General features: G+C 47.7%; 9 protein-coding genes. All 9 read right to left on the bottom strand.

Annotated elements, in window-relative coordinates:
• On the bottom strand, positions 1-471 hold a 471-nt coding region (locus tag B2751_RS14985), incomplete at its 3' end, for an alpha/beta hydrolase (RefSeq protein WP_290775511.1).
• A gap of 23 nt (positions 472-494) precedes the next feature.
• Positions 495-1,061 (bottom strand): hypothetical protein, encoded by a 567-nt coding sequence (locus tag B2751_RS14980; protein WP_290748511.1) that lies wholly within the window; start codon positions 1,059-1,061, stop codon positions 495-497.
• A gap of 75 nt (positions 1,062-1,136) precedes the next feature.
• Positions 1,137-2,933 carry a glutamine--fructose-6-phosphate transaminase (isomerizing) gene (gene glmS, locus B2751_RS14975; protein WP_056064583.1) on the bottom strand — a complete coding sequence of 599 codons (1,797 nt, stop codon included), beginning with the start codon at positions 2,931-2,933 and terminating at the stop codon, positions 1,137-1,139.
• Between the two features lie 411 nt (positions 2,934-3,344).
• Positions 3,345-4,700: a phosphoglucosamine mutase gene (gene glmM / locus B2751_RS14970; RefSeq protein ID WP_029343107.1), complete on the bottom strand. Its 1,356-nt coding sequence runs from the start codon at positions 4,698-4,700 to the stop codon at positions 3,345-3,347.
• A gap of 29 nt (positions 4,701-4,729) precedes the next feature.
• Positions 4,730-6,016, bottom strand: coding sequence for a CdaR family protein (locus tag B2751_RS14965; protein ID WP_290775508.1), 1,287 nt, complete (start codon positions 6,014-6,016; stop codon positions 4,730-4,732).
• Positions 6,016-6,876 carry a diadenylate cyclase CdaA gene (gene cdaA / locus B2751_RS14960; RefSeq protein WP_056064589.1) on the bottom strand — a complete coding sequence of 287 codons (861 nt, stop codon included), beginning with the start codon at positions 6,874-6,876 and terminating at the stop codon, positions 6,016-6,018. The genes B2751_RS14965 and cdaA overlap by 1 nt, the downstream gene beginning before the upstream one ends.
• A gap of 79 nt (positions 6,877-6,955) precedes the next feature.
• Positions 6,956-7,576: a hypothetical protein gene (locus B2751_RS14955; RefSeq protein WP_056064592.1), complete on the bottom strand. Its 621-nt coding sequence runs from the start codon at positions 7,574-7,576 to the stop codon at positions 6,956-6,958.
• 16 nt (positions 7,577-7,592) lie between these two features.
• Positions 7,593-8,156, bottom strand: coding sequence for an RNA polymerase sigma factor SigW (gene sigW / locus B2751_RS14950; protein WP_056064595.1), 564 nt, complete (start codon positions 8,154-8,156; stop codon positions 7,593-7,595).
• Positions 8,157-8,280: 124 nt separating this feature from the next.
• Entirely contained in the window at positions 8,281-9,189 is a 909-nt protein-coding gene (gene rocF / locus B2751_RS14945; protein WP_290775506.1) for an arginase, read from the bottom strand.
• Positions 9,190-9,421: the final 232 nt, after the last annotated feature.

Raw genomic sequence — 9,421 nt, 5'->3', positions numbered from 1 at the left:
TCGTGGAAAATGACGGTCGACAAAGTCTGCGATCCACTCTTGCGAACGATCGTCAAATTGAAAATACCGTTCCGTATAGCGACGAACGCGGTGCTCAAGTCCGGCAATCGTCCGCTCAAGAATCGGCGTCGAGAGTAAGATGAGTCCGGCACATCCTGACTGTTCTGCCAGTCGAAGTGCCATCACTCCACCGAGTGATTGTCCAATCAAAAAGATGTCTTTGTGTCCTCGATCTTGTAAAAACGCAAGTCCGACTTGCGCGGACTGCCAGACGTCTTCGATCGTCGTCGCAAACAAGCGCTCCGGCGATTCCCCGTGCCCGGCGTAATTGGGCGCGTAACAGGTATACCCGGCTACATGTAAAAAGCGAGCGAGCCCCCGCATCTCATTCGCACTACCAGTAAAACTATGTAACAGCAAAACAGCAGGTCCGGGTCCTTCTAAGTACAGATCCTTTGATTTCGTGATCAAGTGCGCACCTCCTTTTTATCTCTTTAAACTTCCTCTACCGAAGTATTCTCCCGTAACGATTTTATAATCTGAAAGCCTGGGTAGTCCGCTTCAGATCGTCGTTCGCCACTTGACCGATAATAAGCATTCCAGTAACTGATCATCCGGTCTTCGATTCGCTTCATGTATGCCGGATCATCCTCGACGAATCGCCGCTTCACTTCCGGATCCCATTGCTCGATCACGGGTACGATGATATCAACGATTTCACAGACGTATTCACTAGCAAGTTCAAGAATATAGATGAGTATCCATTCATCTTTTTGATTTGTTTTGAGTAACTGACGGAGATAACGTTCACGGATGTGACCATCATGGTGACGGGTGTAAAGGCAAAATAACATCGTTTGTTGAGTCGACGTCAGTTGTTTAATCCGCTCCGAGTCAACCTCTGGTACATATAAGCGAGTCGGAATCTGTATCTGTTCGTGCTCTGTATTTACTTCGATCGCCCCGGGTGATAAACGCGTCCAAGCAAACGGTAGACACGCTTGGACGATTCGGACGTCCTGTTCATATCGTTTAGGAAATGCGGCGATCCAGCGATTCATCTTGTTGTCCTCCTATATAAAAAACCCCAAACGGCAGACACTTTCGCGCCTATCGTTTGGAGTCGATTTATTTTCTTATTCAACCGTTACCGACTTCGCCAAGTTACGTGGCTTATCGACGTCACAGTCGCGACCGAGTGCCGCGTAGTATGAAATCAATTGAAGTGGCAAGACAGACAAGAGCGGTGACAAGAGTGGCTCGACTGCTGGGATGACGAAGGCATCCGTCGGCAATTCAAGACCTTCTGCTGCGATGACACACGCGTTTGCACCACGCGCGACGACTTCCTTGACGTTCCCACGGTTGTTGAGGTGAACGTGTGGTTGTGTCACGAGTGCGATGACCGGTGTGTTATCTTCGATCAAAGCGATCGGACCGTGCTTGAGCTCACCACCCGCATATCCTTCTGCTTGAATATACGAGATCTCTTTGAGTTTCAATGCACCTTCCATCCCGACGTATGCATCTTGTCCGCGACCGATGAAGAACGCGTTACGTGATTCAGACAAGTACTCTGTCGCGATTTCTTGGAAACGATCTTTTTGAGACATGACCGATTCCATCGCACTTGAGATTTTACCGAGTTCCTTCATGAGATCGAAGTTGACAGCAACCCCTTTCGCTTGAGCGAGGTCAAACGCAAGAACAGCGAGGACAGCGATTTGAGCTGTATACGCTTTTGTTGAAGCAACGGCGATTTCTGGACCCGCGTGGAGCAATAATGTTGCGTTCGCCTCACGTGACAATGTTGATCCTGGAACGTTCGTGATCGTCAGTGCCGGGTGACCAAGTTTCTTCGCTTCAACGAGAACCGCACGGCTATCCGCTGTTTCACCTGATTGTGAAAGGAAGAGGAAGAGTGGTTTCTCTGTCAATAATGGCATGTTGTATCCGAACTCAGAAGAGATGTGCACTTCTGTCGGGATGCCTGCGATTTGTTCAATCAACTGTTTCCCAATCAAACCAGCATGATAGCTTGTTCCGCAACCGATGATGTAGACACGGTCACGACCGAGTACGAGATCACGGACCGATTGGTCGAGTGTGATGTCGCCTGCTTCATTTTGATATTGTTGAACGATGTTGCGGATGACAGCTGGTTGCTCATCCATCTCTTTGAGCATGTAGTGCGCATACGTTCCTTTTTCGATATCTGATGCATCGATTTCAGCCGTATATGCTTCACGCTCTTGAACGTTACCGTCGAGATCTTGAATCGTAACGCTATCACGCGTCAAGATGATCATCTCACCGTCATGCAGCTCAACGAATTGATCCGTTACTTGTAACATTGCCATTGCGTCTGATGCGACGACGTTGAACGTCCCGTCACCGAGACCAACGAGAAGTGGTGATTTGTTTTTCGCAATGTACAAAACGTCTGGATTTTCAGCATCGATCAATGCGAGGGCATACGAACCGTGCAAGACGCGGAGTGTTTGACGGAATGCTTCCGCGACATCACCTGTCTCGTTGAAGTTCTTTTCGATCATCTGAACGATGACTTCTGTATCCGTGTCGCTGAGGAGATCGACATTCAATTCTGCTTTCAACTGCTCATCGTTCTCGATGACACCGTTGTGCACGAGTGTGAAACGTGTTGACGCACTTTGGTGCGGGTGCGCGTTTGGTACGCTTGGGACACCGTGTGTCGCCCAGCGTGTGTGTCCGATTCCGACTGTGCCGTCTGCATCTGCAGGAACGACTTCGCGTAGCGCAGCAATCCGGCCTACTTCTTTATGGACTTGGACGCCGTCGTTGACGAACGCAAGACCTGCCGAGTCATAGCCGCGGTACTCGAGCTTCTCGAGACCTTTTAATAAAATTTCCTTCGTGTTGACCTGTCCAATCATACCTACGATTCCGCACATGTTACATCTCTCCATTTACAAGTATTTCCCTGAAGAGGAAACGGCTCTTGTTGAGAGGATCCCGATCGGTCTGTTTGTCCGTCCAATCACTTGGACGATTTCAGAACGATTTACGGTATGGATCTGGTACCGGGAGGCATCCGCCGAATGATTCGATAAACCTCCACCTCGTCAGCTTTCATCCTACGAAGAAAGCCCTGGCGCTTCTTGTTTCCGTCTGACCCCGTTTCTGTCCGACTTCACCATCATACGAACTTTAATCTGAAAAAGCAAGAAAGGTAACGTATTTGTAACTATTCCCGATATTTTTCTATTCAATACGCATAATCCCTATTTTTTGTAAAAATATCAATTTGTTTTTCTAAAATAATTGTAAAAAAGAAGCAGAGCAATCGCTCTGCTTCGGGCTACTTAGTTTTCTTGTAACGCATAGTTCTCACGAACGACGTTCGCGATCCGCTCGACGTACGCATCACACGCTTCTTGTGTCGGAGCTTCCGCCATGACACGAACGAGTGGTTCTGTTCCTGACGCACGAACGAGAATACGTCCGTTGCCTGCCATCTCTGCTTCGACTTCTGCAATGATCGCTTGCACGGCAGGACCGCTCATTGCACCATTTTTGTCTGAGACACGGATGTTAACGAGACGTTGTGGGAAGATCGGCATCTCAGCTGCGAGTTCCGATAACTTTTTCCCTGTCGCTTTCATGATTTGCAACAACTGGACGCCTGACAACATGCCGTCCCCTGTCGTTGAGTAATCCATGAAGATGATATGCCCCGACTGTTCACCACCGAGCGTGTAGTCGTTCTTACGCATTTCTTCGACGACATAACGGTCACCGACTGCTGTCTGAAGTGCCGTCATCCCGTTTTCTTCAACAGTTTTATGGAAGCCGAGGTTACTCATGACCGTCGCAACGATCGTGTTGTCTTTCAGACGACCAAGTTCATTCAAGTATTTTCCGCAAATGAACATGATTTTATCGCCATCGACGATATCACCGTTCTCATCGACTGCAATCAAGCGGTCGCCGTCTCCATCAAACGATAAACCAACATCTGCGCCTTTTTCCTTAACGAAGGCAGCGAGATGTTCTGGGTGTGTCGAACCGACACCATCATTGATGTTGAGTCCGTTCGGAGTTGTACCGATCGTCGATACTTCTGCTTCCAAGTCACCGAATAGACGTGGTGCGAGGCTTGACGTCGCACCATGTGCGCCGTCGATCGCGACATGGATGCCTGAGAAATCTTCATCCGATGTCTGGCGAAGCATATGAAGATATTTTTGTGCACCTTCGTAGTAATCGTGAACGAAACCGAGTTCTTTTCCAGCTGGACGTGGTAATGTATCTTCTGCTTCATCGAGCAATGCTTCGATTTCAAGCTCAGTTGCGTCATCGAGCTTGAAGCCATCTGAACCGAAGAACTTGATTCCGTTATCTTCAACTGGATTGTGCGATGCAGAAATCATGACTCCCGCTGTGGCATCCATCGTTTTTGTCAGATACGCGACACCCGGTGTCGAGATGACACCAAGACGCATGACTTCTGCACCGATTGATAAAAGACCAGCGATGAGTGCGTTCTCAAGCATTTGACCAGAAACACGTGTATCGCGTCCAATCAAGACTTTTGGTCGTGTGCTTTCGTGTTTCGTCAACACGTAACCACCTGTTCGACCGAGGCGATATGCTAGTTCCGGTGTCAATTCTACGTTTGCGACGCCGCGTACGCCGTCAGTTCCAAAATACTTACCCATGTGTTATTTCCTCATTTCACTAATTTGTTTTAATTGGTCGGAACGGATGTCCGCGGAACAGCTTTTAGCGTGACATCCATATTATCCGGACGCAGGACATCAAAGGCTTTTGACGTCTGATACGAAATCGGCAATCCGTGCGTTCCTTCTTTTAGTCCCGTCACATCGATGACCGCTTTGATATCCGTCGCATCGATCGATGCTAAATCAGATTCTTTCCCACGGACAACGACATCAATCGTTTGGTTGTAATCAATCGTATACTTCGATTCATCAAACCCATTTAACGTGACCGTCACACCGGGAATCGTTTTCTCCGCTCGATCCTCGACGGTTTCTGTCGTCGACTTCGCATTTTCCTTTTCGACAACGATATTGACGGTGACCTGTGTCGGATCCATCGCTGTCGCATTTTCCGGTTCAACAAGTTTGACGGTTTTTTCTGTCGTCTTCGTCAATCCTTTGAGCGAGACCGCTTCCGTATCAACGGAACCGATACGCTCTAACTCTTCTTTTGTTCCATATAGACGAGCTTCCGTCGTAACGGGAACGATCTTGACGACGGTATATCCTTTTTTGACGTCATCTTTTGTCTGCACATTGATCGGTACCGTCTTACTTTCCTTATAGATCGGTACTGTGATTTCTAGTTGTTCCGGTTGATAAGATGCATTGATCGTATTCCCGTTCGCATCGGTCGCTTTGGCATTGAACGTCTCTTTAAACGTCTCTGCCCGACCAGTTACATCGATCGGTACTTGGATCGCTGAAATCGCCTGTAACTTCTCTGCGCCTCCCGTAACTTCAACGGTTTGTTGATTCGGTTGCGCTTCCCCAGCGACATATCCTTCAGCGATTTTGTTTTTATTGAGTAAGGCGACTTGTACCGGTACTTCCTTTGTAATCTTCTTATCGAGGAAAACTTCAATCGTCTCCTGCTTTGGCGTCACCACGACATCTTTTCCGAAGCCAGTTGCTGTGACACGGACACGATGATAGCCAGGGTCAAGTCCTTTTAAATCAATCGATAACCCAAAATCCTGAACAAGCCGAAGCATCGTCAAGCTACTCGATGGACCTTTAACGGTTACCTCCATCGTATTTGGAATATTATAGGCGACCCACTGCGATTCATCATACTGGACCGTGACCGGCACGTCAAATTTCGTCGAACCTTGACCTGCGATCGGCAACAGACTAGCGGCGTCACTCTTTCCTGTCGTATTCGAACCTGCCACCATCAAATACAACATGACGGCTAAGACGACCGCAACAATGCGTAAAAACCATCGTTCATTGAACCATTTTTCGAACATTATTTTTTCGCCCCCATCCAGTTCAAGAAGGAAGTATTCGTCTGTTCGACCTTAACGATCGTCTCAAGCAACTTCGTCCGTAAGGATTCTTCATCGAGTTCCCGGTACAGACGTCCATTGATGGCGAGTGAGACACCACCCGTTTCTTCCGAGACGACGAGCGTAACACTATCCGTTACTTCACTGACACCGATTGCAGCGCGGTGACGTGTTCCAAGCTCTTTTGAGATATGTGCACTTTCTGACAACGGTAAGTAACAAGCGGCAGCTGCTAACTTGCCTTGCTGGACGATGACGGCGCCATCATGTAATGGTGTATTCGGAATGAATAAGTTGATCAGCAACTGACTCGTGATTTGTGAACCAAGCGGAATGCCCGTCTCTACGTATTCACTCAGTCCTGTCTCACGTTCAATCGTCACGAGTGCTCCAATACGGCGTTTTGACATGTACTGGGCAGACGATACGAGCGCATCGACGATTCGAACTTGTTCATCTTCATCACTGATCGCACTACGTGAGAAGAATTTACTCGTTCGTCCTAAGTGTTCCAGTCCACGCCGGAGTTCGGGTTGGAAGATGATGATGATCCCCAGTAACCCATAGGTGATAATTTGATTGAGTAAGAATTGAAGTGTTTTGAGTCCAAAAAAGCCACTCAGGAACCAACTGATCAAAATGACCGAAATCCCTTTAATGAGCTGGACCGCTTTTGTTCCTTTGACGATGATCATGAGACGGTAAATAACGAACGTCACAACCGCGATATCAATCACATCATTAATATAATCGTACCAATGTACGTTTTCTCCCAGTTTCAACAATTGAAATTGAAGTGGTTGCCAGCTGAAGTAATTCACCAACCGTGCCCCCTAACTCATCTGATTTAAACAGTTTCCATTATAGCACAAAGGGACGAGTTCGACTCGTCCCATCTGATTATTGAAATAGACGTTTGATTCCGTACCAAACGCGTTCGAATAATTGATCAATTTCCTTGATTTCTCCGGTCACGCTACCGGCACTCGCCGTGTAAGCTTTCCCGTCAACGGTCATGACGTCGCCATTAACTTTCCCTTCGATTCGGACGTTCCCGCCTTCGACATAGAGATCTTGATCGACCGTGACGCCTTTTGGCACGACGACCTCACCATTTTGAGCGACGATGCCTGGTGCATTTGTATAAGATAAGTCATGTTCTTCCTGTGCCATATAACCACCAAGGCTACCGACCGACAAAAGTAAGAAAACAGCCGCCGCCGCGAGCAATGGGTATTGCTTCATCTTCCCTCCAAAACGGGACGGTTGCGGTTGGTGCAGTAAAGCAGCGCTCGGCGTATCCACCTGGTCGGGCAATTGTGCCAGCACGCGGGATGTAAAATCTGCCGATAATTTGGGCGCTGGAAGTTGACGCAGTCGAGCATCAAGGAGTCGATACTCTTCGAACTCGTCCATCGCGTCCGCTTCCCGTAACTCTGCTTCCAATCGCTCGAATTCCTCAGGTGGTTGGTTTTGATCTAAATAATCCTGAATCCGTTCATGTACATGCTCTCGTGACATGGTGAGTTCCTCCTTCTCATCGTTTGGCAAAATGCTTCTTCAGCGCTTCCCGTCCACGATGAATTCTAGTTTTGACAGTAGCGACAGGTAATTCGATCATTTCACTGATTTCCTTTAGTGAAAGATCCTCTATATATTTCAGGACGAGTGGGACGCGGTATTTTTCTGGTAAAGCTGCAATCGCATCCCCGACTTCACTTCGTTGCTCGTTATCGACCACTTGGTCCTCCGGCAAGGTGTCCTTGCTTTCGAGTTGTGAATACAATGTCAGTCCTTCAGTACCTGACATCTCAGCATCAAGAGAATAGTCAGGTTTCTTTTTCCGTAATCGGTCAATCGATACGTTCGTAACGATTCGGTATAACCAAGTCCGGAACTTCCATTGTGCATTATACGAATCGATCTTCGTAAATACACGGATGAAGGCTTCTTGTGTCGCATCCTCCGCTTCCATTCGATCGCGCAAGACCCGGAAAGCCACAAGAAAGGCACCTTCCTTATATAGATCAACAAGTGCCGCGAAAGCATCACGGTCTCCCTGTTTCACTCGCTCAATTAAGCGTAGTGTCGTTTCTTCCACTTTGAATACCCCCCGCTCTATGCGGTCAATCTCTTATACGAAGTCGACCGATAAATGTTTCATCTCCTTTTAAATTGTAACAAAAAAACTTGAACCCCGATGAAAAGAGTTCAAGTTCTATCCATTATTTTACTAAGCGATGTGTTTCCATTGCCAAAAGTAAATCTCCGATCAGTTCATTCGCAAGTTCCGCGGTTCCGTTTCCTTCTTCAAGCAAAGGATTCACTTCAACGAATTCAGCTGCAATGAAATCTTCTGCTACCGCACAATGCTGTAACACCGTCTTCGCATCGTCTAAGAAAATGCCATCAGCAACACGTGTTCCTGTACCGACGACAAGCGATGGATCAAGACCGTCCATATCGAAACTAAGATAGAATGCATCCGTTGTTTCCTTCAAATAGGCAATCGCTTCTTCCATGATCGCGTCCATCCCCCGAGTTCGGATCGCTTCCATATCGTAGACACGAATACCAAGACGATCAATCAGTTCTTGTTCGCCTGGATCAACGTCACGTAATCCGATGAAGACGAGATGTTCCGGTTGCAGCTTAACATCTGTTCCTCCTATTTCCGTTAAACGCTGATGTCCTTCCCCAAGGGCTACAGCGAGCGGCATACCGTGGATGTTGCCAGACGGTGATGTTTCCGGTGTATTCAAGTCACCGTGTGCATCGAACCAGATGACGCCAAGACGTGGTACAGTCTGACGTAACCCCGCAATCGTTCCGATCGCCATGCTGTGATCACCACCAACTAACAACGGAAAGCGTTGCTCTGATAACGCATCGCGAACAATCAGATGCAAGTCATTCGTCGTGTGGACGACGCCTTCAAGACGCTTTAGCTTCGGATCTTCTTCTCGGACCGCATCCTCGGATAAAACAGCCGCTTCCCCGTAGCGTACTGCTTCTTGTCCCCGTGCTTCAAGTGTCGCTAACAAACCGGCTTTTTCGACAGCAGCAGGTCCGTGTTCAGTGCCCGGCTTTCCTTGTCCATAACGGTACGGTACGCTGATATACGCGATATTCATTCGATATTCCCCCTATGTCATAGTCACTTCTACATGTATTGTAAGCGGTAACAAATAGGTGGTTCAACTCAACAAAAAAACGCATGAATATACAAAAAAACACCGTGAAGGGAATCACGGTGTTCTTGCGTACGTACTCTGGTTATGCTTGGCATTTCATATAAAAAAAACTTAAGACGAACGAAACTCGCTTAAGATCTTTAAATAAAATTGGTGGAGCCTAGCGGGATCG

Source organism: Exiguobacterium sp. UBA6282, assembly GCF_002440475.1.
Classification (GTDB): domain Bacteria; phylum Bacillota; class Bacilli; order Exiguobacteriales; family Exiguobacteriaceae; genus Exiguobacterium_A.
This window is presented reverse-complemented; position numbering and strand designations above follow the sequence as displayed.